At 42.6% G+C, this 24,194-nt stretch carries 25 protein-coding genes, 1 pseudogene and 1 other annotated feature; of the genes and pseudogenes, 18 read left to right on the top strand and 8 right to left on the bottom strand.

What is annotated here, in order from left to right; translation table 11 throughout:
• Positions 1–84: 84 nt before the first annotated feature.
• From SB658_RS09195 to SB658_RS09180, 4 genes are all read left to right on the top strand, one after another.
• A complete protein-coding gene (locus SB658_RS09195; RefSeq protein ID WP_003232963.1) occupies positions 85–1,716 on the top strand; it encodes a peptide-binding protein in 1,632 nt (543 codons plus the stop codon).
• Positions 1,717–1,791: 75 nt separating this feature from the next.
• Complete coding sequence (gene appB, locus SB658_RS09190) at positions 1,792–2,742, top strand: oligopeptide ABC transporter permease AppB (RefSeq protein WP_003232962.1); 951 nt, start codon at positions 1,792–1,794, stop codon at positions 2,740–2,742.
• 16 nt (positions 2,743–2,758) lie between these two features.
• Positions 2,759–3,670, top strand: a complete 912-nt coding sequence (appC, locus tag SB658_RS09185; protein WP_003232961.1) for an oligopeptide ABC transporter permease AppC — start codon at positions 2,759–2,761, stop codon at positions 3,668–3,670.
• A gap of 204 nt (positions 3,671–3,874) precedes the next feature.
• On the top strand, positions 3,875–4,627 hold the full coding sequence (locus SB658_RS09180) for a YjbA family protein (RefSeq protein ID WP_003232959.1): 753 nt from the start codon (positions 3,875–3,877) through the stop codon (positions 4,625–4,627).
• Positions 4,628–4,661: 34 nt separating this feature from the next.
• Here SB658_RS09180 and trpS read toward each other — a convergent pair whose 3' ends face one another.
• On the bottom strand, positions 4,662–5,654 hold the full coding sequence (gene trpS / locus SB658_RS09175) for a tryptophan--tRNA ligase (protein WP_003245134.1): 993 nt from the start codon (positions 5,652–5,654) through the stop codon (positions 4,662–4,664).
• A gap of 58 nt (positions 5,655–5,712) precedes the next feature.
• Positions 5,713–5,927: a binding site (T-box leader), on the bottom strand.
• Positions 5,928–6,397: 470 nt separating this feature from the next.
• Between trpS and oppA the strand changes: the two genes are divergently transcribed.
• The 8 genes and pseudogenes from oppA to spx all read left to right on the top strand — a co-directional run bounded on the left by oppA (position 6,398) and on the right by spx (position 14,641).
• Complete coding sequence (gene oppA, locus SB658_RS09170; RefSeq protein WP_003232957.1) at positions 6,398–8,035, top strand: oligopeptide ABC transporter substrate-binding protein OppA; 1,638 nt, start codon at positions 6,398–6,400, stop codon at positions 8,033–8,035.
• Positions 8,036–8,142: 107 nt separating this feature from the next.
• Positions 8,143–9,078, top strand: coding sequence for an oligopeptide ABC transporter permease OppB (oppB, locus tag SB658_RS09165; RefSeq protein ID WP_003245554.1), 936 nt, complete (start codon positions 8,143–8,145; stop codon positions 9,076–9,078).
• A gap of 3 nt (positions 9,079–9,081) precedes the next feature.
• Positions 9,082–9,999 (top strand): annotated as a pseudogene (gene oppC / locus SB658_RS09160) (oligopeptide ABC transporter permease OppC).
• 4 nt (positions 10,000–10,003) lie between these two features.
• Positions 10,004–11,080 (top strand): oligopeptide ABC transporter ATP-binding protein OppD, encoded by a 1,077-nt coding sequence (gene oppD, locus SB658_RS09155; RefSeq protein WP_014906294.1) that lies wholly within the window; start codon positions 10,004–10,006, stop codon positions 11,078–11,080.
• Position 11,081: 1 nt separating this feature from the next.
• A complete protein-coding gene (oppF, locus tag SB658_RS09150; protein WP_003239287.1) occupies positions 11,082–11,999 on the top strand; it encodes an oligopeptide ABC transporter ATP-binding protein OppF in 918 nt (305 codons plus the stop codon).
• Between the two features lie 106 nt (positions 12,000–12,105).
• Positions 12,106–13,323: an MFS transporter gene (locus tag SB658_RS09145; RefSeq protein ID WP_120363325.1), complete on the top strand. Its 1,218-nt coding sequence runs from the start codon at positions 12,106–12,108 to the stop codon at positions 13,321–13,323.
• 163 nt (positions 13,324–13,486) lie between these two features.
• Positions 13,487–14,065, top strand: a complete 579-nt coding sequence (locus SB658_RS09140) for a GNAT family N-acetyltransferase (protein ID WP_003224597.1) — start codon at positions 13,487–13,489, stop codon at positions 14,063–14,065.
• Between the two features lie 180 nt (positions 14,066–14,245).
• On the top strand, positions 14,246–14,641 hold the full coding sequence (gene spx, locus SB658_RS09135; protein WP_014476435.1) for a transcriptional regulator Spx: 396 nt from the start codon (positions 14,246–14,248) through the stop codon (positions 14,639–14,641).
• A 45-nt stretch (positions 14,642–14,686) separates the two neighbouring features.
• Here spx and SB658_RS09130 read toward each other — a convergent pair whose 3' ends face one another.
• Positions 14,687–15,343 carry a TerC family protein gene (locus SB658_RS09130; protein WP_003232944.1) on the bottom strand — a complete coding sequence of 219 codons (657 nt, stop codon included), beginning with the start codon at positions 15,341–15,343 and terminating at the stop codon, positions 14,687–14,689.
• Positions 15,344–15,509: 166 nt separating this feature from the next.
• Here SB658_RS09130 and SB658_RS09125 point away from each other — a divergent pair, with 166 nt between their 5' ends.
• Together SB658_RS09125 and mecA are read left to right on the top strand one after the other, a co-directional pair.
• The gene (locus SB658_RS09125) at positions 15,510–15,650 is read left to right on the top strand and encodes a hypothetical protein (protein ID WP_119122854.1); all 141 of its coding nucleotides are present in this window, start codon (positions 15,510–15,512) and stop codon (positions 15,648–15,650) included.
• Positions 15,617–16,273, top strand: coding sequence for an adaptor protein MecA (gene mecA / locus SB658_RS09120; protein WP_003232942.1), 657 nt, complete (start codon positions 15,617–15,619; stop codon positions 16,271–16,273). Before SB658_RS09125 ends, mecA begins: the two co-directional genes overlap by 34 nt.
• On the opposite strand, the gene SB658_RS09115 is transcribed toward mecA, so the two are convergent.
• Entirely contained in the window at positions 16,268–16,390 is a 123-nt protein-coding gene (locus SB658_RS09115) for a hypothetical protein (RefSeq protein WP_003232940.1), read from the bottom strand. The two genes, mecA and SB658_RS09115, sit on opposite strands and share 6 nt — an antisense overlap.
• A gap of 73 nt (positions 16,391–16,463) precedes the next feature.
• On the opposite strand from SB658_RS09115, the gene coiA reads away from it, so the two are divergent.
• Entirely contained in the window at positions 16,464–17,585 is a 1,122-nt protein-coding gene (coiA, locus tag SB658_RS09110) for a competence protein CoiA (RefSeq protein ID WP_250620060.1), read from the top strand.
• Positions 17,586–17,814: 229 nt separating this feature from the next.
• Positions 17,815–19,644: an oligoendopeptidase F gene (gene pepF / locus SB658_RS09105; RefSeq protein ID WP_173614024.1), complete on the top strand. Its 1,830-nt coding sequence runs from the start codon at positions 17,815–17,817 to the stop codon at positions 19,642–19,644.
• A 37-nt stretch (positions 19,645–19,681) separates the two neighbouring features.
• Here the strand turns inward: pepF and SB658_RS09100 are convergent, their stop codons facing one another.
• The 5 genes from SB658_RS09100 to SB658_RS09080 all read right to left on the bottom strand — a co-directional run bounded on the left by SB658_RS09100 (position 19,682) and on the right by SB658_RS09080 (position 23,031).
• Positions 19,682–19,849 carry a hypothetical protein gene (locus SB658_RS09100; RefSeq protein WP_003244944.1) on the bottom strand — a complete coding sequence of 56 codons (168 nt, stop codon included), beginning with the start codon at positions 19,847–19,849 and terminating at the stop codon, positions 19,682–19,684.
• Positions 19,850–20,163: 314 nt separating this feature from the next.
• Entirely contained in the window at positions 20,164–21,063 is a 900-nt protein-coding gene (gene spxH, locus SB658_RS09095; protein WP_003245184.1) for a protease adaptor protein SpxH, read from the bottom strand.
• Positions 21,060–21,458 (bottom strand): globin domain-containing protein, encoded by a 399-nt coding sequence (locus tag SB658_RS09090; RefSeq protein WP_003232928.1) that lies wholly within the window; start codon positions 21,456–21,458, stop codon positions 21,060–21,062. Before SB658_RS09090 ends, spxH begins: the two co-directional genes overlap by 4 nt.
• 251 nt (positions 21,459–21,709) lie before the next feature.
• The gene (gene cwlQ, locus SB658_RS09085; RefSeq protein ID WP_250615112.1) at positions 21,710–22,444 is read right to left on the bottom strand and encodes a bifunctional muramidase/murein lytic transglycosylase; all 735 of its coding nucleotides are present in this window, start codon (positions 22,442–22,444) and stop codon (positions 21,710–21,712) included.
• Between the two features lie 14 nt (positions 22,445–22,458).
• On the bottom strand, positions 22,459–23,031 hold the full coding sequence (locus tag SB658_RS09080; protein ID WP_128422170.1) for a CYTH domain-containing protein: 573 nt from the start codon (positions 23,029–23,031) through the stop codon (positions 22,459–22,461).
• 124 nt (positions 23,032–23,155) lie between these two features.
• Here SB658_RS09080 and SB658_RS09075 point away from each other — a divergent pair, with 124 nt between their 5' ends.
• Together SB658_RS09075 and yjbM are read left to right on the top strand one after the other, a co-directional pair.
• Positions 23,156–23,524, top strand: a complete 369-nt coding sequence (locus SB658_RS09075) for a UPF0738 family protein (protein ID WP_003232922.1) — start codon at positions 23,156–23,158, stop codon at positions 23,522–23,524.
• 28 nt (positions 23,525–23,552) lie between these two features.
• A complete protein-coding gene (yjbM, locus tag SB658_RS09070) occupies positions 23,553–24,188 on the top strand; it encodes a GTP diphosphokinase (protein WP_003245294.1) in 636 nt (211 codons plus the stop codon).
• The last annotated feature ends 6 nt before the right edge of the window (positions 24,189–24,194 follow it).

Raw genomic sequence — 24,194 nt, 5'->3', positions numbered from 1 at the left:
TGCCCGCACAGCTTTGAGAGGGGGTATGCACACTACATAAACAACAGCCTAGAAGAACGAACATTTCAAGAGGGGGAATATCTAATGAAAAGACGGAAAACCGCACTGATGATGCTAAGTGTATTGATGGTTCTGGCCATCTTTTTATCAGCCTGCTCGGGATCAAAATCAAGCAACAGCAGCGCGAAAAAATCAGCAGGCAAACCGCAGCAAGGCGGGGATTTGGTTGTTGGTTCAATCGGAGAACCCACACTTTTTAACTCTCTGTATTCTACCGATGACGCAAGTACGGATATTGAAAATATGCTGTACAGCTTTTTAACGAAAACGGATGAAAAACTAAATGTGAAATTGTCACTCGCTGAAAGCATTAAAGAATTAGACGGCGGCCTTGCATATGATGTGAAAATTAAAAAAGGCGTTAAGTTTCATGACGGAAAAGAACTGACTGCAGACGACGTCGTATTTACGTACAGTGTCCCTTTAAGCAAAGATTACAAGGGAGAACGCGGTTCAACATATGAAATGCTGAAATCCGTAGAAAAAAAAGGCGATTACGAAGTCTTGTTTAAGCTGAAATATAAAGACGGTAATTTCTACAACAATGCGTTAGACAGCACAGCTATTCTGCCGAAACATATTCTCGGTAATGTTCCGATTGCTGATTTAGAAGAAAATGAGTTTAACAGAAAGAAACCAATCGGTTCAGGACCATTTAAGTTTAAGGAATGGAAGCAGGGCCAATATATTAAGCTCGAAGCGAATGATGATTACTTTGAAGGAAGACCGTATTTAGATACTGTGACGTATAAAGTCATTCCTGACGCAAATGCTGCCGTTGCTCAGCTGCAGGCAGGCGATATTAATTTCTTTAATGTGCCCGCCACTGACTACAAAACGGCTGAAAAATTCAACAACCTAAAAATCGTTACTGATTTGGCATTAAGTTATGTGTACATCGGGTGGAATGAAAAAAATGAATTATTCAAGGATAAAAAGGTTCGTCAAGCGCTAACAACCGCTCTTGACCGCGAGTCAATCGTCAGCCAAGTATTAGATGGAGACGGCGAGGTAGCTTACATTCCGGAAAGCCCTTTATCTTGGAACTATCCTAAAGATATAGATGTTCCGAAATTTGAGTACAACGAGAAAAAAGCGAAACAGATGCTTGCAGAAGCCGGCTGGAAAGATACGAACGGTGACGGCATTCTGGATAAAGACGGAAAGAAATTCTCGTTTACCCTTAAAACGAACCAAGGAAACAAAGTCCGTGAAGACATCGCTGTCGTCGTTCAGGAACAGCTGAAAAAAATCGGCATTGAAGTGAAAACCCAGATCGTTGAATGGAGCGCTCTCGTTGAACAAATGAATCCTCCGAATTGGGATTTTGATGCAATGGTCATGGGATGGAGTTTATCCACATTCCCGGATCAATATGATAATTTCCATTCAAGCCAGATTAAAAAGGGTTTGAACTACGTTTGGTATAAAAATGCCGAAGCGGATAAACTCATGAAAGATGCAAAATCAATCAGTGACAGAAAGCAGTATTCAAAAGAATATGAGCAAATCTATCAAAAAATTGCGGAAGATCAGCCGTATACGTTCTTGTATTATCCTAACAACCATATGGCAATGCCGGAAAATCTTGAAGGATACAAATATCATCCGAAACGTGATTTGTATAATATTGAAAAATGGTGGCTTGCAAAATAAATTTCCCTTAAAGGGGAGGGAGAGCGTTTTCTCCCTCTTCTGTTTTTAATAAGGAAAGTAAAGGGGGACAAGTATATGGCTGCATATATTATCAGAAGAACCTTAATGTCTATCCCGATTTTATTGGGAATTACGATTTTATCATTTGTTATCATGAAAGCCGCGCCCGGAGATCCGATGACATTAATGATGGACCCGAAAATCAGCCAGGCTGACAGAGAGCAGTTTATTGAAAAATACGGTCTGAATGATCCTCAGTACGTTCAATATTTAAAGTGGCTAGGCAACATGGTGCAGGGTGATTTCGGAACGTCTATTGTCAGAAAAGGAACGCCTGTTTCAGAATTGATTATGGCAAGACTACCCAATACGCTCCTGCTGATGCTGGTTTCAACGATTTTGGCTCTTATGATTTCTATTCCGTTCGGTGTCCTGTCGGCAAAGCGGCCGTATTCAAAAATCGACTACGGCATTACATTTACTTCATTTATCGGTTTGGCAATCCCGAATTTTTGGTTCGGTTTGATTTTAATCATGGTGTTTGCCGTGAATCTCGGCTGGTTTCCAACCGGGGGAGTCGCCACCCTTAACTCAGATTTCAGTATAGTAGACCGGATTCATCATTTGCTTTTACCCGCTTTTGTGCTGGCGACAGCTGATATGGCAGGCTTAACGAGATATACAAGATCCAATATGCTTGATGTTTTAAATCAAGATTATATCCGGACTGCCAGATCAAAAGGTTTCAAAGAGAATCGAGTATTATTTAAGCACGGCTTGCGGAATGCACTATTGCCTGTTATTACGATTTTCGGCTTAATGATTCCTTCCTTTATTGGCGGAGCGGTTGTCGTAGAGCAGATTTTCACTTGGCCGGGATTAGGAAAGCTGTTTGTCGATTCAGCATTCCAGCGCGATTATCCGGTTATCATGGCAATGACTGTGATCTCGGCGGTTCTTGTCGTTGTCGGAAACCTCATTGCAGACATCCTTTACGCGATTGTTGATCCGCGGATCGAATATTAAAAGGAGGGAAACAGAGATGTCAGAGCTGCAAACAACTCCCTCGCCGGAGATCAGGCTGAAAGAAAATATTTCGAAAAAGCCAGAAACAATGACAAAGATTTTCTGGGAAAAATTCTCGAAAAACAAACTGGCCATTTTAGGTGCCGTTATTCTTTTTATCATTATTATGTCTGCTGTTTTCGCCCCTTTAATTGCACCTTATCCCCAAGAGCAGCAAAGCCTGCTTGATAAATATAAGGCGCCGGGCCTTGAACATCTGATGGGAACGGATAAATTTGGACGTGATATTTTCAGCCGGATCCTATATGGAGCGCGTGTCTCTTTATTGGTTGGATTTGCGTCCGTAGTCGGTTCGATTTTGATCGGAACGGTTTTAGGAGCATTAGCTGGATATTTCAGAGGAATAGTGGATGCTGTCATTATGCGTGTAGTTGACATTGTGTTATCCATTCCTGATATTTTCTTGTTGATCACGCTGGTCACCATCTTCAAGCCGGGTGTGGACAAACTGATTTTAATTTTCTGTCTCACAGGATGGACCACAACAGCACGATTAGTAAGGGGAGAATTCTTGTCGCTCCGTTCAAGGGAATATGTTCTTGCTGCTAAAACAATTGGAACAAAAACGCACAAAATTATTTTTTCTCATATCCTGCCCAATGCGTTAGGGCCGATTATCGTGTCAGCTACGCTGAAAGTAGGGTCTGTTATTCTAGCTGAATCGGCGCTAAGCTACTTGGGCTTTGGAATCCAGCCGCCAATCGCTAGCTGGGGGAACATGCTTCAAGACGCACAGAATTTCACAGTAATGATTCAAGCATGGTGGTACCCGTTATTTCCCGGGCTATTTATTTTAATGACCGTTTTATGCTTCAACTTTGTCGGTGATGGCCTGCGGGATGCGCTTGACCCGAAAAATATTAAATAAAAATGAATATCATATCTGTGATAAAATATCACCAAATCAGAAAAAAGCAGATCTTCTTTTGTCAGAAAATATACAAAGAGATCTGCTTTTTATGATTCTTACATAAACCCAGTGATTCCAGATTTCCTCAAACTCTTTGGAATAATTTCTCTATCCCTTGCCTATACTGTGGACAACAGTTTTTATAAAAGTGAGGGGTTAGAGATGTTATTTCTTCATGATGTGTGGGTCAATTGGTTTGAAGGGGAAGAAAATGGCTACAATGTATGCCACTTTCACGAATGGCGCAAGGAAGATACGGTTGAGCTTTTGGATCAGGTGCCGCTGTTAAGGGTGCCGTCAGTACTGTTTCATTACATAGAAAACGATTTGTCAGAGCTTCCGGAAGGTTTGCTTGAAGACGTACATCAGAAATCGTACATTCGGAAAAATCATGAGCGGACAAAGCTTGAGTATTGTTTTGTCGTAACAGACGGAATCGGCATTTTAGCTGTCGACACGATCGGCTACACGATCCCTGTCAGAAAAAGCCGTCTGATCCCAAGACAGGAGCAGCTCGTTTATGAAATGGTAAAAGATGTAGAGCCTGAAGCATATGAATTTGAGCCAAAGAAGCTGGAATCCTCTAAGGAATATCACATCTTATCATTAGCACCAGAACATGTCAGAGGACTGACAAGAAAAGAACGGCAAATCAAGCAGCTGATGTTTATGGCGCTTGACCAATTGAAAGGGCTGAAAAACCGGGCGGAAATCGGCTACTGGTACACAGAGTGGAATCCGCATATGTATGAACAAATCAAAAGGATGAGCTTTGAAGAGATTTGGGACATGCTGTATAACGAAACAATTGAAGGCTGGTCGGACAAGCACCTAGCTTTTTGCGAAAACCTAATAAAAGGACAGCCTTTTTTCGAAAAGCTATGGGAAATGGAAAACGAATCAAAGGTCAACTAAAAAAAACCGCTCTTTGCAAAGAGCGGTTTTTTGATTAGCGTCTTTTTCTTCCAAGACCCATGGCATTCTCCATTTTTTTCAGCATTTTGTTTGCTGTCCGGTTCGCTCGTTCCGCGCCTTCATCAAGAATCCGGTCTAATTCTTCAGATTCTATGAGCTCATAATAGCGGTCCTGGATCGGTTTTAATGCGTTCACCACGACTTCTGCCAAATCACCTTTAAACTCGCCGTAGCCTTTTCCTTCGTACTTTGCTTCAAGCTCTTCAATTGTCGTATTGCCGAGGATTGAATAAATTGTAAGAAGGTTTGAAACGCCCGGTTTGTTTTCCTTATCAAATTTCACAATGCCTTCAGAATCCGTTACAGCGCTTTTGATTTTCTTTTCAAGCTGCTTCGGCTCATCCAGCAATGTAATATAAGCTTTCTGATTCGGATCAGATTTGCTCATTTTCTTCAGCGGATCATTCAGAGACATGATACGTGCACCGACTTTTGGAATTTTCACTTCCGGAATCGTAAAGATGTCGTTGTATTTTTTGTTGAAGCGTTCTGCAAGATTCCGCGTCAGCTCAAGGTGCTGCTTTTGATCCTCGCCGACAGGTACAAGATCCGTTCCGTACAGCAGAATATCAGCGGCCATCAGCGGCGGATATGTTAACAGGCCGGAGACGACAGCTTCATTGCCTTTGGATTTGTCCTTAAATTGAGTCATCCGCTCAAGCTCGCCGATATAGGCGACACACTGCATCATCCATCCGGCCTGCGCATGTGCGGGGACCTCTGACTGAATAAACAATGTTGCTTTTTCTGGATCAAGTCCGACAGCTAAGTAAAGCGCCGCGAGATTGCGGATATTCTTTCTAAGCTCAAGCCGGTCTTGAGGAACAGTTATCGCATGCTGATCGACGATGCAAAAATAGCTGTTATAATCATGCTGCAGTTCGACAAACTGCTTCATTGCACCGATATAGTTGCCGAGCGTCACTGAGCCGCTTGGCTGAATGCCTGAAAAAATCGTTTGTTTCATGAAAACATCAACCTCATTTCTTAAAACATAATAAAAAAGGCTCATTCTTCCCCTGTAAAAAAGGGACGAATGAACCGTGGTACCACCCTGATTATTCCATTAAAATGGAATCACTCTGACGTTTGTAACGGAGACTGCTCCGGCTGAGCCTACTTTTTTCCAGTTCGGTCAGCTGCTCCAAAGTCCATTCCACATTGCCCGTTATCTGCTCCCAGCACCGCAGACTCTCTTCAAACAGGTGAAACGTGTACTACTCTTTTTCATAGCAAGCTTTTCTTTTGATTGCTTCATTATAAATCAATTATAACCAATTGTCATCATGAAAAAACATTCTTTTTTCCAGTAAAATTGTAATAATATAAATAACACGAGTGCTGTAAAATCCTTAAATGATAACTGCTATCAGCGTAAAAACAGGCAGATATTATATGTAAAAAGCAATATGGGCAGAAAACACATGAAAAAGTTTTTAATCAATTTATGCTTTAAATGGTAGAAGGATATTATGTTCATGGAAGAAAAACTAACGAAGTTTAAATATTTTAAATTGATAAAATAATATTGTAATAAATTATTTGTTTCATTATAATGAACTTGTTCACTCTATTGTTACAGCTTTTTTACAAAAATAATCAGAAAAGACGGAACAGAATAAAAGTTGTGGAAACTCAGGTTCATTTGTCTGATATTTCTGAGGATTTAGCCGTAAGGAGCTGAAAATTATTATTAGGGGGTTTGCGAATATGAAAAAACGTTGGTCGATTGTCACGTTGATGCTCATTTTCACTCTCGTGCTGAGCGCGTGCGGCTTTGGCGGCAGCGGATCAAACGGTGAAGGGAAAAAGGACAGTAAAGGAAAGACGACACTTAACATTAATATTAAAACTGAGCCGTTCTCCTTACATCCGGGATTGGCAAATGATTCAGTATCAGGCGGTGTTATCCGTCAGACTTTTGAAGGATTGACACGTATCAATGCAGATGGTGAGCCTGAAGAAGGCATGGCTTCTAAAATTGAAACGAGCAAGGACGGAAAGACATATACATTTACCATTCGTGATGGTGTGAAATGGTCTAATGGAGACCCTGTAACTGCACAAGATTTTGAATATGCTTGGAAATGGGCGCTTGACCCTAATAATGAATCACAATACGCTTACCAGCTCTACTACATAAAAGGTGCTGAAGCGGCGAATACCGGAAAAGGCAGCCTAGACGATGTGGCAGTAAAAGCTGTGAATGACAAAACGCTGAAGGTTGAATTAAATAACCCGACTCCATATTTCACTGAATTAACTGCGTTCTATACGTATATGCCGATCAATAAGAAAATTGCAGAGAAAAATAAAAAGTGGAATACAAATGCCGGAGATGATTATGTATCAAACGGGCCGTTCAAAATGACGGCATGGAAACACAGCGGCTCTATTACTCTCGAAAAAAATGACCAGTATTGGGATAAAGACAAAGTCAAACTGAAGAAAATCGATATGGTTATGATCAACAATAACAATACGGAACTAAAAAAATTCCAAGCTGGCGAACTTGATTGGGCCGGTATGCCGCTCGGACAGCTTCCGACAGAATCCCTGCCGACCCTGAAAAAAGACGGTTCTTTACATGTTGAGCCGATTGCAGGAGTGTATTGGTACAAATTCAACACTGAAGCTAAGCCATTAGACAACGTCAATATCCGTAAAGCTTTAACATATTCGCTTGACCGTCAGTCGATTGTTAAAAACGTTACGCAAGGAGAGCAAATCCCGGCAATGGCTGCAGTGCCGCCTACAATGAAGGGATTTGAGGATAACAAAGAAGGATACTTCAAAGACAATGATGTCAAAACAGCAAAAGAATACCTTGAAAAAGGCCTAAAAGAAATGGGCTTAAGCAAGGCATCTGATTTGCCAAAAATCAAATTGTCTTACAACACTGATGACGCACACGCGAAAATCGCTCAAGCAGTACAAGAAATGTGGAAGAAAAATTTAGGCGTTGATGTTGAGCTTGATAACTCAGAGTGGAATGTCTATATTGATAAGCTCCACAGCCAAGATTATCAAATCGGCCGTATGGGCTGGCTCGGCGACTTCAATGATCCTATCAACTTCCTTGAATTGTTCCGTGACAAAAACGGAGGAAATAACGATACAGGCTGGGAAAATCCAGAATTCAAAAAGCTTCTGAATCAGTCACAAACTGAAACAGATAAAACAAAACGTGCAGAGCTGCTGAAAAAAGCAGAAGGTATTTTCATTGATGAAATGCCGGTTGCCCCAATCTATTTCTATACTGATACTTGGGTACAGGATGAAAACCTAAAAGGTGTTATCATGCCAGGTACTGGTGAGGTTTATTTCAGAAACGCATATTTTAAATAAGGCTACGTCTGAAAATAAAAGACCTCAAGGTATATGGGGAGAAAAGCCCCATATACCTTTCTTACTGATGGAGTATAAAAATGTAAAAACCATGGAGGTGTTCCCCCTTGCTAAAATATATCGGAAGACGTTTAGTCTATATGATTATCACACTATTTGTGATTGTAACTGTGACATTCTTCTTAATGCAAGCAGCACCGGGCGGGCCATTTTCAGGTGAGAAAAAGCTTCCGCCTGAAATTGAAGCAAATTTAAATGCGCATTATGGCTTGGACAAGCCGCTGTTTGTACAATATGTCAGTTATTTGAAATCAGTTGCAATGTGGGATTTCGGACCGTCATTTAAATATAAAGGTCAGAGTGTTAACGACCTGATCAGTTCAGGTTTCCCCGTTTCATTTACTCTTGGAGCAGAAGCTATTCTCCTCGCTTTAGCGTTAGGTGTATTGTTTGGGGTCATTGCAGCCCTTTACCATAATAAGTGGCAGGATTATACCGTCGCGATTTTAACGATATTTGGTATTTCGGTTCCGAGCTTTATCATGGCGGCTGTTCTGCAATATGTGTTCTCCATGAAGCTTGGGCTGTTTCCGGTCGCGGGGTGGGATTCCTGGGCATACACCTTTTTGCCTTCAATCGCACTTGCTTCCATGCCGATGGCGTTTATTGCCAGACTTTCCCGTTCAAGCATGATCGAAGTGTTAAACAGTGATTATATCCGCACAGCGAAAGCGAAAGGGCTGTCCCGCCCAGCGGTTACAGTGCGGCACGCCATTCGAAACGCGCTTTTGCCGGTTGTTACATATATGGGCCCGATGGCCGCACAGGTCTTAACGGGGAGCTTCATTATTGAAACCATTTTTGGGATTCCGGGACTTGGTGCACACTTCGTCAACAGTATTACAAACCGTGATTATACGGTCATTATGGGTGTAACGGTGTTCTTCAGTGTCATCCTGCTATTGTGTGTATTAATCGTAGATGTGTTATACGGCATTATTGATCCAAGAATCAAGCTTTCCAAAGCAAAGAAAGGAGCCTAGGCCATGCAGAACATTCCAAAAAACATGTTTGAACCAGCCGCAGCGAATGCCGGCGATGCAGAAAAAATAAGTAAAAAGAGCCTTTCCCTCTGGAAAGATGCGATGCTTCGCTTCCGCAGCAATTAGCTTGCAATGGTCGGGCTTATCATTATCGTACTTATTATCCTTATGGCAATTTTTGCGCCGATGTTCTCAAGGTATGATTATTCAACTACTAATCTCTTAAATGCGGATAAGCCGCCTTCAAAAGATCACTGGTTCGGAACAGATGATCTTGGACGGGACATTTTCGTCCGTACATGGGTAGGGGCGCGAATCTCAATCTTTATCGGTGTTGCAGCCGCTGTTCTTGATTTGCTGATCGGTGTCATTTGGGGGAGCATTTCAGGCTTCCGCGGAGGCAGAACGGATGAAATCATGATGCGTATCGCTGATATCCTTTGGGCAGTTCCTTCATTATTAATGGTTATCTTACTGATGGTTGTTCTTCCGAAAGGTCTATTTACGATTATTATTGCCATGACGATTACAGGCTGGATTAATATGGCCAGAATCGTGCGCGGACAAGTGCTGCAGCTGAAGAATCAGGAGTATGTGCTTGCATCACAGACACTGGGTGCAAAAACATCCCGTCTTCTGTTTAAACATATCGTGCCAAACGCAATGGGTTCTATTTTGGTCACGATGACACTGACAGTTCCTACTGCAATTTTCACAGAAGCCTTTTTAAGCTATTTGGGACTTGGTGTTCCGGCTCCGCTGGCAAGCTGGGGAACGATGGCTTCTGACGGATTGCCTGCATTGACCTATTATCCGTGGCGTTTATTCTTCCCTGCCGGATTTATCTGCATTACAATGTTTGGTTTCAACGTTGTCGGCGACGGATTAAGAGACGCATTGGATCCTAAGTTACGTAAATAAGGGAGTGATACGGGTGACACGCCTATTAGAAGTAAAAGATTTAGCAATTTCATTTAAAACATATGGCGGAGAGGTCCAGGCGATCCGCGGAGTGAATTTCCATCTGGATAAAGGGGAGACGCTGGCCATTGTTGGAGAATCAGGTTCCGGAAAAAGTGTAACCTCTCAAGCGATTATGAAGCTGATTCCAATGCCTCCGGGTTATTTCAAACGCGGTGAGATCCTGTTTGAAGGAAAGGATCTGGTGCCGCTGTCCGAAAAAGAAATGCAAAATGTCCGGGGAAAAGAGATCGGCATGATATTCCAAGATCCGATGACCTCTTTAAATCCAACGATGAAGGTCGGTAAACAAATTACGGAAGTGCTTTTTAAACACGAAAAGATCTCGAAGGAAGCGGCTAAAAAACGCGCGGTTGAACTGCTGGAATTAGTCGGTATCCCAATGCCGGAAAAGCGGGTGAACCAATTTCCGCACGAATTTTCAGGCGGGATGAGACAGAGGGTTGTCATTGCCATGGCGCTTGCAGCGAATCCGAAACTTCTGATCGCCGATGAGCCGACAACTGCTCTTGATGTAACGATTCAAGCGCAAATTCTGGAATTGATGAAGGATTTGCAAAAGAAAATTGATACGTCCATCATCTTTATTACACACGATCTTGGTGTTGTGGCAAATGTTGCTGACCGGGTCGCTGTCATGTACGCGGGACAGATTGTAGAAACAGGTACGGTAGACGAAATTTTCTACGATCCGAGACATCCGTATACTTGGGGGCTTCTTGCATCCATGCCGACACTGGAAAGTTCAGGAGAGGAAGAGCTGACTGCCATTCCGGGCACACCGCCTGATTTGACAAACCCGCCAAAAGGAGATGCTTTTGCCCTGCGGAGCTCTTATGCGATGAAAATCGATTTTGAACAGGAGCCGCCAATGTTTAAGGTATCTGATACTCATTATGTCAAATCGTGGCTGCTTCATCCCGACGCGCCAAAGGTAGAGCCGCCAGAAGCGGTAAAAGCGAAAATGCGTAAACTGGCAAACACGTTTGAAAAACCTGTCTTAGTGAGAGAAGGTGAATAAATTGACTGAAAAACTATTAGAAATCAAACATTTAAAACAGCACTTTGTCACGCCGAGAGGAACCGTTAAGGCTGTAGATGATTTATCATTTGATATCTATAAAGGTGAAACATTAGGGCTGGTTGGTGAATCTGGCTGCGGTAAATCGACAACAGGCCGAAGCATTATCAGGCTGTACGAAGCAACCGATGGTGAGGTGCTGTTTAACGGTGAAAATGTACACGGGAAAAAATCGCGGAAAAAGCTGCTGGAATTCAACCGCAAAATGCAGATGATTTTCCAAGACCCATATGCATCCCTGAATCCGAGAATGACAGTTGCTGATATTATTGCTGAAGGCCTTGATATTCATAAGCTGGCAAAAACGAAAAAAGAGCGGATGCAGCGAGTTCATGAACTATTGGAAACAGTGGGATTGAACAAGGAACACGCGAACCGCTATCCTCATGAATTTTCCGGCGGCCAGCGCCAAAGAATCGGGATTGCCAGAGCGCTTGCTGTTGATCCGGAATTCATTATCGCGGATGAGCCGATTTCCGCTTTGGATGTATCCATTCAAGCGCAGGTCGTGAATTTAATGAAAGAACTGCAAAAAGAAAAAGGGCTCACATACCTGTTTATTGCCCACGATTTATCGATGGTCAAATACATCAGTGACCGCATTGGCGTCATGTATTTCGGGAAACTGGTTGAGCTTGCGCCGGCAGATGAGCTTTATGAAAATCCGCTTCACCCATATACAAAATCATTGCTTTCTGCGATTCCGCTTCCTGATCCGGACTATGAGAGAAATCGCGTTCGCCAGAAATATGATCCATCTGTCCATCAATTAAAGGATGGGGAAACGATGGAATTCCGTGAAGTCAAACCGGGACATTTTGTGATGTGCACGGAAGCCGAATTTAAAGCTTTTTCATGATTCATCAATCCTTCAAGAGATTTCTCTTGAAGGATTTTTTTGCGTCCTCATAGAAAGTGAGAATGATAACATTTACAATTAGAGGAAAAAGCGGAGGCGAAATACGATTCAATTTCTGCATAACAAAAATGTTTTTGCGCTATTGCTGTCTCAATCTTTTCAATCTCTAGCAGGAGTCCTCGTCACAATCGTTTTAATGGTCCGGGTCTATCAAATGACTGACTCCGTTTTTTTGGCGGGCCTTATTTTATCGTTCATGTCGTTTGCGAGTATAGCAGCAAGCTTTTGCGTCTCTCCGGTGCTTCGCATTCTCGGTTTTAAAAAGGTGCTTGCGGGAGCTAATCTGCTGAGAGCGGTCTTTACAATCCTGATGGCATACAGCGTCACTCATCACGGACAGGCATTCTTTTGGATTACGCTGCTGTTTGTGTTTTGTTTTTCCTTCGCGGGCGCTTTTTTTCAGCCGGCAAGATTTGCGCTGCTGCCGATTATTGTTCCAAAGAAGCAATATGTAAAAGCGAATGGTGTGATCTCCCTCTCGAATCAATTGTTCTTAACAGCAGGCTGGGGCCTTGGAGGCCTTCTGACGTACGCCGTCCCTTTTGAACTCGTTGTCTTCGCTGCCATTTGCCTGTTTGTTCTATCGGGAGCTTCCATCAGTGTGCTGCATGTAAATGAAGAAGAGGCTGCAGGAACTGCTGAAACAGCATCTGTCAGAAGTATATGGAAGGATTTAATGATCATCCCTATTGTAAGAGACATTACTGTAATGGACATGATAGAAGCTTTGGCGGGTTCCGTATGGTCATCTGCTATTCTCCTCGCATTTACTGCGGCTGTTTTGCATGAAACAGAGGTGTGGTGGGGGATGTTTAACGCTTCCTATTTTATAGGCGCAATTGTCGGCAGTGTGATTGCCATTCGCTTTTCTTCTTTTTTTGAGCGGAATATGGGCTATGCCATTATATTCAGCTCGCTTGTAATGTCGGCGCTGACCCTTTTGTTTTCATTTTCTCCAGTCCCATTTTTATGCGCTCTGGCTTGTGCTGCAATGGGGCCATTTTATCAGGTGCGTGATATTTGCCAGGAAACCATGCTGCAGGAGGTTATTCCCGAGCAGAAACGAATCGGAATCATGGCTGCAAAAAATGCGATTTTGACTCCTTGGTCAGGCGTCACCTACTCCATTATGGGGCTAGTAGCTGATGCTGCTGGTGCGAAAATAGCTTTTATCGCGGCTGCTGCATTATATATCATGACATTTCTGATTGCACTGGCGCAGCCCCGCCTGATTCATTACAGGCGGGAAAACCGAGTTCAATGAGATATACTTCAAAATGAACGGAGCAGCTGGCTCCGTTTTTGCTGAAAAAAAATGAAACCATGGCGGAAGTTCGCACGTCTTTATAGATGTAAGGCTGTTTAAACAAGAAGAAATGGGGTATATCTAAAAGTATGAAGACAACGAACTCATAAGGAGCAAATCAATGAACTGGTATGAAAAGCTTAGCGAGTACTTTCCAATTGAAGAAATGAAATCAAAAGCGCATATGGAAGCTCTTCTGAAAGAGCGAAGCGATATTTATCATAAAGATGAAGGCAAACATCATATTTTAATGTTTGCGGAATTCGATTCTTTTATCTTCGTTGATTATCTGTATGTGTCTAAGGATGCAAGAGGGCAGGGGCTTGGCGGCAAATTGATCGCGAAGCTGAAAAAGAAAAATAAGCCCATATTGCTCGAGGTGGAACCTGTGGATGAAGATGATACTGATACAGAAAAACGCCTGAGGTTTTATCAAAGAGAGCATTTCAAGCATGCTCAGTCAATTGGGTACCGGCGCCGGTCATTGGCTACGAATGAAGTAAACAAGATGGAGATTCTGTACTGGTCACCAAAAACAGAATCAGAAGAAGAAATTCTTGAAGCCATGAAACAAACATATGAAAACATTCATACTTATAAAGACGAGAAATGGTACGGGGAATCGTACGAAAAAACGGATGAAGTCCTGAAACTCATTGATGAAGAAAAACAAAAAAATATTTTCGATCAGTTAAGCTAATTGAGAATTAGAACATATCATGAACATTAAAAATTTGCTGGATTGACACATTTTTTTCTTAGGATACTGTTCACACTTACTTTTTTATAGTATAATACCTGTAAAGATTCCTTTTTTAGAGTAATTTCAATTTAAGAATAAAATAGATGTTCATCCTACTAATTAGAGGAGTGAAGATGAATGGTTACACTATACACATCACCAAGCTGTACTTCATGCAGAAAGGCGAGAGCGTGGCTCGAGGAGCACGATATTCCATTTGTAGAAAGAAACATTTTCTCTGAACCTTTATCAATTGATGAAATAAAACAAATTCTTCGAATGACTGAGGATGGAACAGATGAAATCATCTCAACCCGTTCAAAAGTATTCCAAAAACTGAATGTGAACGTTGAATCTATGCCGCTGCAAGATTTGTACCGCTTGATCAACGAGCATCCAGGTTTGCTTCGCCGTCCGATCATCATTGACGAAAAACGTTTGCAGGTCGGATATAACGAAGACGAAATCAGACGTTTCCTGCCAAGAAAAGTTCGCTCTTTCCAATTAAGAGAAGCACAGCGTTTGGCAAACTAATAGATCGTATCATCAAAAGAAGGCTGAGTCATCAGCCTTCTTTTATTATTTTTCAACCTGCTGGTAATAAATGCTCGCAAGAATGACAAACGCAACCGTCAAAATGGGGAGGAGCGTTTCAACTGTGCCGTGCTGCGCCATAAAAAGCGACAGTTTTTTGTCTCTGACAATCATTTCTCCGCCAGTATAAGCAAGCAGCCCGCTTCCCGCGTAAATCAGAAGCGGTATTTTCTCTAGTGCAATATGGATGAGTTTGCTGCCCCAAATAATAACCGGAACCGATACACACAAACCTATAACAACGAGAGAAAACTCACCGTGTGATGCTCCCGCAACTGCGATGACGTTGTCCAGCGACATAAAGAGATCTGCAAGCACAATCGTTCGTATCGCTCTCCACAGGGAGGTGCTGCTTTTAATGTGCTTCGTGTCTTTTTTTTCAATCAGCAGCTGATATCCTAAATACAGCAGGAAAATTCCGCCGGCGCACTGCAAGAACGGAATGTTCAAAAGATATACTGCTGCACTTGTTAATCCGATTCTCATGGCAACGGCAATAAATGTTCCGAGAATAATGGCTTGCTGTCTTTGCTTGTCCGGCAAATGTCTGCTGGCCATGGCAATAACAACCGCGTTATCTCCGCCGAGGATCAGGTCAATCCCAACAATGACAAGCAGAGAAATCAGATAGTCATGCTCCATGAAGCGGCACCTCGCTTTCAGTCCTTCGCTTGTACTACTATATGAGACAGGTCGTATTTTATGATATCAGCCGCCTGAACTGCCGTTTTTTAGGCAAAGGTGCATTTTTATTTCTTTTGTGACTGTTTTATCATAAAATAGAAATACAAAGGAATTCACACTGGCCTTGGTTAAGGTTAAGATGTGGACGGAATGGGTAAAGTGTAGTAAAGTACAATTAATCGGGAGCTTAGATGTCCCTTCAACATCTTATATAGAAGGGAAGGTTGGCAAATGGAAATTGAAAGAATTAACGAGCATACAGTAAAATTTTATATGTCTTACGGAGATATTGAAGATCGCGGTTTTGACAGAGAAGAAATTTGGTATAACCGTGAGCGCAGTGAAGAACTTTTCTGGGAAGTCATGGATGAAGTTCATGAAGAAGAGGAATTCGCTGTGGAAGGCCCACTTTGGATTCAAGTTCAGGCACTGGACAAAGGATTAGAAATCATCGTCACAAAAGCCCAGCTTTCCAAAGACGGACAAAAGCTCGAACTGCCGATTCCTGAGGATAAAAAGCAAGAACCAGCATCTGAGGATCTTGACGCCTTGCTGGATGATTTCCAGAAAGAAGAGCAAGCCGTCAATCAGGAAGAGAAGGAGCAAAAGCTTCAATTTGTCTTGCGATTTGGCGATTTTGAGGATGTTATTTCTCTATCTAATTTGAACGTTAACGGAAGCAAAACGACTTTATATTCGTTTGAGAACCGATATTATTTATATGTAGATTTTTGCAATATGACTGATGAAGAGGTTGAAAATCAGCTAAGCATCCTGCTGGAGTACGCAAATGAATCCTCAATCAGCATACACCGTCTTGAAGAGTACGGCAAGCTGATTATTTCAGAGCATGCTCTAGAAACGATAAAAAAACACTTTGCATCATAGCAAACCGATTTCCTTCCGGAAATCGGTTTTTTTTATGCGCGAAAATGCCATTTTAGAGATGTGAAAAATCAAAAACATATAGACAAGCAGAAAATACAGCGAACAGGAGTTGATCATCTTTTCCAGAAAGTATACTTCATCTGGAAAGGAGAGATGACAATTGTTTAGTGCTGTGACTGAAGACGGCCAAATGTTTCACCTTCTAGGCGCTCAGCAAAACCAGAAATTAAAGCGGAGACGGTTCTTCTGTCCGGTATGCGGGGGAGAGCTAGCTGTGAAGCTTGGACTTCAAAAAGCGCCGCATTTTGCCCATAAACAGAACAAGTCCTGCTCCATAGACATCGAACCGGAAAGCGCCTACCACTTAGAAGGAAAAAGACAGCTGTATGTATGGCTGAAAACGCAACGGGCTTCACCAATATTGGAGCCGTATATAAGGACAATCAACCAAAGACCGGACGTCATGGCAAGAATCAAGGAGCATATGCTTGCTGTTGAATATCAATGCGCCACTATCGCTCCAGATGTCTTTCAAAAGCGGACAGAGGGCTTCAAACAAGAAGGAATCATCCCGCAGTGGATTATGGGATACAGCCGCTTAAAACGGACTGCTTCGTCCTTTTATCAGCTTTCAGCTTTTCATTGGCAGTTTATCAATGCAAGTCCATACAGAGAACTGATATGTTATTGTCCTGAAAGGCGTTCTTTTCTCCGGCTCAGCCACATCATTCCATTCTACACAAACCATTCTTATTCCTCAGTCCAAACGATCCCTATCCATCGGGCAGGTGCAGGCGATCTTTTTTTCACTGAACCGAAACCCTCAATTCAATATTCAGGCTGGACGAAAGCGATTCACCGTTTTCGCCATAAACCCCATCGGTTTAACTCAAAGGAAACAAATCGCCTTAGGCTGCTGTTTTATGAGAAGCGGCAGACGCCTTTTTCTTTTCTGCCGACTGAAGTGTTTGTTCCTGTTAGAAAAGGGGCAGTTTTTAAGAGTCCGGTTTTTGTGTGGCAGGGGTTTCTTTATTTGTTTATGACGGATCTTGGAGGTAAACGTGCGCCAATTCGTTTTTCAGCCGTTTTGCAGCAGTGCAAACTGCACATTAATAATAAGAACATTGCACTCAGGTTCGAATGCAGCGAAGAGTGTCTTTCAGAAGCGGTTAAACAGTATATTGATTTTTTGTGCAAGAAGGGATTTTTAAGGGAGACTCAGAAAGAAGTATATGTGCTGAATCAGCCTGCAGGCGGCATACACTCCATGCAGGATCTCATAGAAAGAGACCGCAGCTGTTTTATAGAATGAGTTTGTCTGATTTGGCTCACCCTAAGACAAAGGTGGTGGGCAGGCTGTGAAAGGCACAAAAGGAAAGGTTTTTCGTGTTTTTACTGCTTTTTTGGCATTCGTTCTCTTCATTACTGCATATGATTTGACAAAAGGCAGTGAAAAACCGGAAGATATTCACAACACAAGTTTATTGAGAAACAGCTGTTTTTTCAATTGGCTTGAATCAAAGAAGACGAGGGGGATCACCATGGCTGAGGAAAAAAAAGCAAACCAACTGCCTGACAGAAGTGAGGTAAAGGCAGAAGACACATGGAGACTTGAGGATATTTTTCCTAGTGATGAGGCCTGGAATAAAGAATTTCAAGCTGTAAAAGAATTAATTCCGAATTTATCTAAGTATAAAGGAAAGCTGGCAGATTCAGCTGATCATTTATACGAGGCTCTTACGTATCAAGATAAAGTGATGGAGCGGCTGGGTAGGCTGTACACATATGCGCATATGCGCTCTGACCAGGATACTGGGAACTCCTTTTACCAGGGGCTGAATGACAAGGCGGGAAACCTGTATACACAGGCCGCAAGCGCGACAGCTTATTTGATTCCGGAGATTTTATCCATAGAAGAAGACAAACTGCAGCAGTTCATTCTTGAAAAAGAAGAATTGAAGCTGTACTCTCATGCGATTGAGGAGATTACAAAGGAACGTCCGCATGTGCTGAGCGAGAAGGAAGAGGCGCTGCTTGCTGAAGCCTCCGAGGTACTGGGGTCATCTTCAAATACATTCAGCGTGTTAAATAACGCAGATATAACGTTTCCGTCCATTAAAGACGAAGATGGGAATGAAAAACAGATCACTCACGGCAACTTTATTAATTTCTTGGAAAGTGAAAACCGTGAAGTCCGCAAAAATGCGTTTGACGCAGTGTATAAAACGTACGGACAATATAAAAACACAATGGCCACGACGCTAAGCGGCACTGTGAAAAAGGACAACTTCTACGCGAGAGTGAAAAAGTACAAGTCCGCGCGTGAGGCTGCGCTTTCTAACAACAGTATTCCTGAGGAAGTATACGATAACCTTGTTAAGACGATTAATAAGCATTTGCCGCTCCTGCACCGCTATATTGCGCTAAGAAAGAAAGTGCTTGAGCTTGATGAAGTGCATATCTATGACCTGTATACACCGCTTGTGAAAGATGCTGGGATGAAGGTGACATACGAGGAAGCCAAAGATTACATGCTGAAAGGCCTTGCACCTTTAGGGGAAGAATATGCCTCTATCCTAAAAGAAGGACTGGAAAACCGCTGGGTGGACGTTTACGAGAATAAAGGCAAACGCAATGGGGCTTATTCATCAGGAGCTTACGGCACGAATCCGTATATTTTGATGAACTGGCATAATAACGTCAATAATCTCTTTACGCTCGTGCACGAGTTTGGACATTCCGTACACAGCTACTATACGAGAAAGCACCAGCCTTATCCATACGGCAATTACAGTATCTTTGTCGCGGAAGTTGCCTCTACGACAAATGAAGCGCTCCTTGGCGAATATTTGCTGAACAATTTAGAGGATGAAAAACAGCGCTTATATATTCTCAACCATATGCTTGAGGGCTTCAGGGGAACGGTTTTCAGACAAACGATGTTCGCTGAATTTGAACATCTGATCCATACAAAGGCGCAAGAAGGCGAGCCGCTTACACCTGAGCTTCTGACAAATGTCTATTACGACCTGAATAAAAAGTATTTTGGAGACGGCATGGTGATTGATAAGGAAATCGGCCTTGAATGGTCGCGTATTCCGCACTTCTATTACAATTACTATGTGTATCAGTATGCGACAGGGTACAGCGCTGCCCAAGCATTAAGCAGCCAGATTTTAAAGGAAGGAAAGCCGGCGGTTGACCGTTATATTGACTTCCTGAAAGCGGGAAGCTCACAATACCCGATTGATGTCCTGAAAAAAGCGGGTGTTGATATGACGTCTCCAGAGCCAATCGAAGCCGCGTGCAAAATGTTTGAAGAAAAACTTGATGAAATGGAAGAGCTGCTGATGAAAGTCAAGCAGTCTTAAAAAAGTAAGCCTGTGCGGAAATGACGCACAGGCTTTTTTAAAACCCTTTAAAGGTTTTCCGGTGATTCAAGCGGTAGAGGGTAAACAAAATAGACAGAAACAGCAGAGGAGAGGTAATATAAAGCGGCAGCATATGCATCATGCCTAAGATATTCAAGCAGAAAAAAACAGCAATGCACACAATTGAGATCAAAGTAGACATCATGGCGGTCCTCCTCGTCCTTTTTCCTTATAAGGATATGAGTGAATGCACTTCGTTATGTTTTGTGACAAAAATATGAACATTAAGCATAGAGGTTGTCAAAAGTCGACATCTTTTGTTATCATAAGGATGTGAAATTGATCACAAACAAACATTACCCCTTTGTTTGACCGTGAAAAATTTCTCCCATCCCCTTTGTTGTCGTTAAGACATATGAAACCGCGCTTATCCCGGCGCGGTTTCTTTAGTGCTAAAAACAGAACTTATGTTTGGTTCGGGGCATAAAAAAACAGCCTCAAGCATATGCACGCCTGCGGCTATTTTTCACATGATTGATATTCATCAGAATAAGTGCTGAGAGACTTCCAAAACATTCCGTGTTTGGCTTCCACTTTGGCAACCTTTTTAGCAAACGCCAGTTTTTTCATTTCTTTTTCTACCTCTTCAAGGCTCAGGTCATATACAAGAGCAATTTCCTTCGAGGCAACGAAGCGGAAATATTCAATAAAACATTCTAAAGGCGGTGTTTCCGACGGCTTCGGCTCGTCGCCAAGCATCTCAAATAAAATTTCTTCATATACATCATATGAGTAGCTGCCAGGAACTTTAAGCCCTTCATCCTCATGCTGCGTATTAAAAAACGTCAGTGTCGGATTAACAGAAACATCCATCTCAGCAGCAATTTTCATGTCACATTGAAGCGCCTTGACCGCACTTTGAGAATGCAGATCTTTTTTGAATTCTTCAAGATCGAGACTTGTATTTTCAGCAATCTCCAAAAGCACGTTTTCATCCGTAATATTTTTCTTTGAAACAAATAGGCTCTCCTGCATATTTCTGAGAAATTGCATGCCGGCTTTTCGTCCTTGCAATTCGGCTGCTTTAAAAGCGAGAGCAGCCATATAAGGCGATGAAAGCGGCTGATCCTGTTCGAACCAGACATTGCCGTCACATGACATGCCAGAGCGGCTCGCGATCTTTTCCCATGCTTCTGCGAGAAGATGCTTTTTTCGCTTTTTATTTAAAGCGGTAAGGCTTGCGGAAGCGATAATGCGTAAGGTGAAAAAACGTCCGTATCTGATTTTCAGCTTTTTGATGACGGGCTCTAAGGACCAGCATTCAGGACATAAAGGGTCTACAAACATATAAATTTCAAGCGGTTTTTTTGGATGACCGTGGCAATGGGCGAAGTATAGCTCATGCTGATAGTTTGTCAAGATGATCGATCCTCCGCTTCCGTTTGATTCACCATATGCCTTGCTGTCAACTCCAGCCGGCCAAACAAAAACTCACGAATTTCGCCCTCCAGCCCTACATGGTCCATTGCGTCCTTCATACAGCTGAGCCACGCATCAGCTCTCTCGTTTGTAATTGGAAAGGGAAGATGCCTTGCTCTGAGCATAGGATGGCCGTGCTCCTCAGTATAAAGCGGAGGCCCGCCTAAATACTGAGTTAAGAATTGCTTCTGTTTCCTGGCGGTTTCTGTCAAATCGCTTGGAAAAATCGGCTTCAGCAAAGGATGAGACGCGACACGCTCATAAAAAGTATCAACAAGTTGCGATAGAAGTTCCTCTCCAATCGCTTCATAAGGTGCGTTAAACGATTGTCCCATGTTGACTACTCCTTTAAATATGGCTAATAGGAATCATAAATCCTATTGCAAAAAGTAATTTTCTGTATTTCATTGTTTCATCTAGATTTATTTTAGCAACAAGGCATCATTTCTACAAACAAACTGCCTTTTATGCGTTTGATGAGTCATTTCGGCTGACAGCCGGGGTTTGTATTTCATATCATATCACATAAAAATCAGGAATGCGTAAGATTTCACTCCGCAAAAAAACCAGAGGGGGAGCCCTCTGGTTACGCGTAATAAGCTGAAGTTATTTTTTTTACATAGTTTTGCGTTTCTTGGAAAGGAGGAATGCCTCCGTATCGGTCAACATTCCCCGGTCCGGCGTTGTAAGCCGCTAATGCCATAGACACATTGCCGCCGTATTTATCCAGCATTTGTTTTAAATATTTCGTTCCGCCCTCCACATTTTGCTGCGGATCAAGCGGATTGGAAACGCCAAGTGAGCTTGCTGTTGACGGCATCAGCTGCATGAGGCCCATCGCACCTGCTCCGCTGACCGCTTTTGCATTAAAGCCTGATTCCTGTTTGATGACGGCACGGATCAGTTTTTCATCAACGCCATATTTATCAGCGGCTTTTTTAATCGCACTGTCAATAGAAAAGTCTCCCGAACTGATCTGATTTGCTTCATGTTTGTTTGAAGCTGAATCTGCAGCAGCTGTTTCAGTGCTTTCTGCCGCTTTTGTGATTGAACCTGAATTGCTGCTCGTATATGAGTTAAGCCCATACGCTGAAAGCAGTGACGGCGCTGTTGTATTCGCGCTGTTCAGCATGCTGAGCGGGCTTGGCGATGAAGAAGGTGCTGATTGCTGAGATGCCAGACCGTTTGTATATTGGCTGAGCAAAGAACTGAAACTTGAAAGCGGGCTTTCCGTATTCTGATTGTCCGAGCTGCTGCGTGCATTAGATATGGACTGTAGTGCCTGAAGCTGAAGTAAAGCTGCCCAATTCGTTACATTCACGATGTCATTCCACCTTATATAGACTTTCGTTTTTCTTCATAAAAACGCAGAATTTTATTTTTGGTTTCGCGCTGAGGAATGCTGAATTGCTGAAGCAGCTTTTCGAAGGCTTGTCTGCCCTCATGCCAATCCGCCGCCTCAAATTCAATTTCATAGTCCTCTTTATTTAAATATCGGCTGTGGTCTAAAACTATTAAGCCTTTTTCTGTTTCTTTTTCCGCACGGTTTGTTGCTAAAGATCCAAAGTATTGAATGGCATCCGTATCGATCTGAAGCTTGTGCAGCTGGTCCTTCACGGGGCCCTCGGGAACTGAAAATCCAGCGAGATCTGATATCTCTGAAAGCTGCTGGTGCGTTTCCAGAAGCCCCACATCAGCCGGCTCCTTTAATGTAAGGACATACTTTCCGTTTTTTCTGCGGATACGAAGCGCAGCATGTTTTTGTTTCAGCGCGAAGCTGTCTGTATCAAAATAATGATTCTTTTGATCTGTAAAATCTTTTTCTGTCAGCTGGAGTGCCGCTGCTATGTTTTTGAATTCTTGTTTGGTCAGCATGTTTTTAAATTCGATTTCAATTTCTTGGCTCATGATGCTCTTCCTTTCCGCCCTGTAAATCTTATTTTTACTATTATCTCTTTAGATGTTAGGTTTATCAATATCGAGCTCGATATGATAAAATGAATCTGTACTTTGTTTAAAAAAGGAGAGCATTATGCAAAACAGAATCGAAATTTTGAATGCAACATTATCGGATGATCAGCTTCGCCTCGCCTGTCAGACAGAAGGAAACGAAGCGGAACGCAAGCCGTCAGGTCAAATGCTTGTTGATTCTGACCACTTTGCTTTTGTATACATACTTGAATTAGCTGATTCTTTTGAATATGTCATTATAAAGGAACATGTATGGCCGGAACTGAAGCAGGCCCATGCACAAAAAATACCGGTTGTTTTAGAGGCAGGAGACCAAACAATTGAACTGGCAGGCCTGCATGAGGAGCTGGAATATCTTTTAGAAAATATAAAAGATAATGCAAACTATGGAGAAGAAATGGAAGAAAAAGTGAAACGCGTGTTTTTATAGAAACTGGTTCGGAATTGGGGGATGTATGATGGATGACAAACAATGGGAGCGTTTTTTAGTGCCGTATCGCCAGGCTGTCGAAGAGTTGAAAGTGAAGCTCAAGGGGATCCGCACACTATATGAATACGAGGACGACCATTCACCGATCGAATTTGTGACCGGACGCGTCAAGCCTGTGGCCAGCATACTTGAAAAAGCGAGACGGAAAAGCATACCGCTGCATGAAATTGAAACCATGCAGGACATTGCTGGCCTTAGAATCATGTGCCAATTTGTCGATGACATCCAAATCGTAAAAGAGATGCTTTTTGCCAGAAAAGATTTCACCGTTGTGGATCAGAGGGATTATATTGCGGAACATAAAGAGAGCGGATACCGATCATACCATCTTGTTGTGCTGTACCCTTTGCAGACGGTATCCGGAGAAAAGCATGTTCTCGTAGAAATACAGATCCGTACACTGGCGATGAATTTTTGGGCGACCATTGAGCATTCATTGAATTATAAATACAGCGGAAACATTCCTGAAAAAGTAAAACTAAGGCTTCAGCGCGCTTCTGAAGCGGCTTCCCGGCTTGATGAAGAGATGTCGGAGATCAGGGGTGAAGTACAGGAAGCTCAAGCTGCCTTTTCAAGAAAGAAAAAAGGAAGCGAGCAACAATAGGTAAAG

The organism is Bacillus sp. SIMBA_008 (genome assembly GCF_046535495.1).
In the GTDB taxonomy this organism is placed as follows: domain Bacteria; phylum Bacillota; class Bacilli; order Bacillales; family Bacillaceae; genus Bacillus; species Bacillus subtilis.
Note: the sequence above shows the minus strand (reverse complement) of the source record. Positions and strands in the feature narration are given on the sequence as shown.

Bases quoted from the DNA above. Each gene is read 5' to 3' on its own strand.
- SB658_RS09090 (WP_003232928.1), bottom strand. From the start codon at position 21,458: ATGGGACAATCGTTTAACGCACCTTATGAAGCGATTGGAGAGGAACTT.
- mecA (WP_003232942.1), top strand. From the start codon at position 15,617: ATGGAAATTGAAAGAATTAACGAGCATACAGTAAAATTTTATATGTCT.
- pepF (WP_173614024.1), top strand. From the start codon at position 17,815: ATGGCTGAGGAAAAAAAAGCAAACCAACTGCCTGACAGAAGTGAGGTA.
- SB658_RS09140 (WP_003224597.1), top strand. From the start codon at position 13,487: ATGAACTGGTATGAAAAGCTTAGCGAGTACTTTCCAATTGAAGAAATG.
- SB658_RS09075 (WP_003232922.1), top strand. From the start codon at position 23,156: ATGCAAAACAGAATCGAAATTTTGAATGCAACATTATCGGATGATCAG.
- SB658_RS09195 (WP_003232963.1), top strand. From the start codon at position 85: ATGAAAAGACGGAAAACCGCACTGATGATGCTAAGTGTATTGATGGTT.
- trpS (WP_003245134.1), bottom strand. From the start codon at position 5,654: ATGAAACAAACGATTTTTTCAGGCATTCAGCCAAGCGGCTCAGTGACG.
- appB (WP_003232962.1), top strand. From the start codon at position 1,792: ATGGCTGCATATATTATCAGAAGAACCTTAATGTCTATCCCGATTTTA.
- SB658_RS09100 (WP_003244944.1), bottom strand. From the start codon at position 19,849: ATGATGTCTACTTTGATCTCAATTGTGTGCATTGCTGTTTTTTTCTGC.
- yjbM (WP_003245294.1), top strand. From the start codon at position 23,553: ATGGATGACAAACAATGGGAGCGTTTTTTAGTGCCGTATCGCCAGGCT.
- SB658_RS09080 (WP_128422170.1), bottom strand. From the start codon at position 23,031: ATGAGCCAAGAAATTGAAATCGAATTTAAAAACATGCTGACCAAACAA.
- coiA (WP_250620060.1), top strand. From the start codon at position 16,464: ATGTTTCACCTTCTAGGCGCTCAGCAAAACCAGAAATTAAAGCGGAGA.
- SB658_RS09180 (WP_003232959.1), top strand. From the start codon at position 3,875: ATGTTATTTCTTCATGATGTGTGGGTCAATTGGTTTGAAGGGGAAGAA.
- oppA (WP_003232957.1), top strand. From the start codon at position 6,398: ATGAAAAAACGTTGGTCGATTGTCACGTTGATGCTCATTTTCACTCTC.
- SB658_RS09115 (WP_003232940.1), bottom strand. From the start codon at position 16,390: ATGATCAACTCCTGTTCGCTGTATTTTCTGCTTGTCTATATGTTTTTG.
- spx (WP_014476435.1), top strand. From the start codon at position 14,246: ATGGTTACACTATACACATCACCAAGCTGTACTTCATGCAGAAAGGCG.
- SB658_RS09130 (WP_003232944.1), bottom strand. From the start codon at position 15,343: ATGGAGCATGACTATCTGATTTCTCTGCTTGTCATTGTTGGGATTGAC.
- appC (WP_003232961.1), top strand. From the start codon at position 2,759: ATGTCAGAGCTGCAAACAACTCCCTCGCCGGAGATCAGGCTGAAAGAA.